This is a genomic window from Rothia endophytica (assembly GCF_039543885.1).
Taxonomy (GTDB): Bacteria; Actinomycetota; Actinomycetes; order Actinomycetales; family Micrococcaceae; genus Rothia; species Rothia endophytica.
The window spans coordinates 1-819 of the sequence record NZ_BAABKP010000020.1 but is presented as its reverse complement, the minus strand read 5'-3'; the positions used below and the strand labels follow the sequence as shown (position 1 = coordinate 819).

Here is an 819-nt window from a genome sequence, read left to right as displayed (position 1 = left end):
TTACCTTTCCAAAAAATTATTCAACAGGAGTCGTCGAAGTAATACCACCAGAATCACGGGCATCATTACCTAATGACAAGCCCTTCACCTCAAACTCAAACTTCTTACCAATATTAGCCTCAAGAAACTCAGCCAACCCAGCCTTATTCATCCCCTCAGGCATGGTCATATTGGTAATACCTAAACTACCGCATTCTTCAGTTTCAACACGCAAAAACGTAGATGGCGCACCCCCAGGCGAAATTGACACCATCTCGACCGATGACACGGTACATACCTTATAAGTCGCATCCCGATCATTGATATACAAGAGCACTGCTACCGTAATAACAATTATTAGAGCAATAACAGCAGTAATATTCCCAGCCACAGAACTTTTCCTCCGCCCCATAACACTCCTTCCACACAAAAAACTCTTTTAGCTAATCATCAGAATTCAAAGCCCTGTTACCCGCCTTACCCAGGCCGGTAGCCATACCCTTTCCCGTTGATTTCAGACCTTGTTCGTGAAGTTCTTCTAGTTTCCATTCAGACGGTGCCGTCAAAACCATAGCGTTCCCCGCACCCACCGCATAATCCTTCACCCGGTCAACCCCATAATTCACCACAGCATTATCATGCTTCGGCACCACCGGCTTCAAACCACCCATCAAACTACCACCACCAGTAGCCCCAGCCATACCCCCAACCCTCCAATCCTCACGCACACTAAAACTACCAGTCTCCGGCATCGTATAAGTCAACCCATTGGACACCCCACCAGCAGCAGAACCATTCACACCCTTACCCAACCAGGTCTCACCAAACCTCGCAGCATCC

2 protein-coding genes are annotated in these 819 nt (G+C 47.7%); both read right to left on the bottom strand.

Annotation, left to right across the window (positions count from 1 at the left end; all coding sequences use genetic code 11):
• Positions 1-16: 16 nt before the first annotated feature.
• Positions 17-370 (bottom strand): hypothetical protein, encoded by a 354-nt coding sequence (locus ABD982_RS11230; protein ID WP_345447655.1) that lies wholly within the window; start codon positions 368-370, stop codon positions 17-19.
• Between the two features lie 52 nt (positions 371-422).
• Positions 423-819: hypothetical protein (locus ABD982_RS11225; protein ID WP_345447654.1), on the bottom strand; the 397-nt coding region annotated here is incomplete at its 5' end.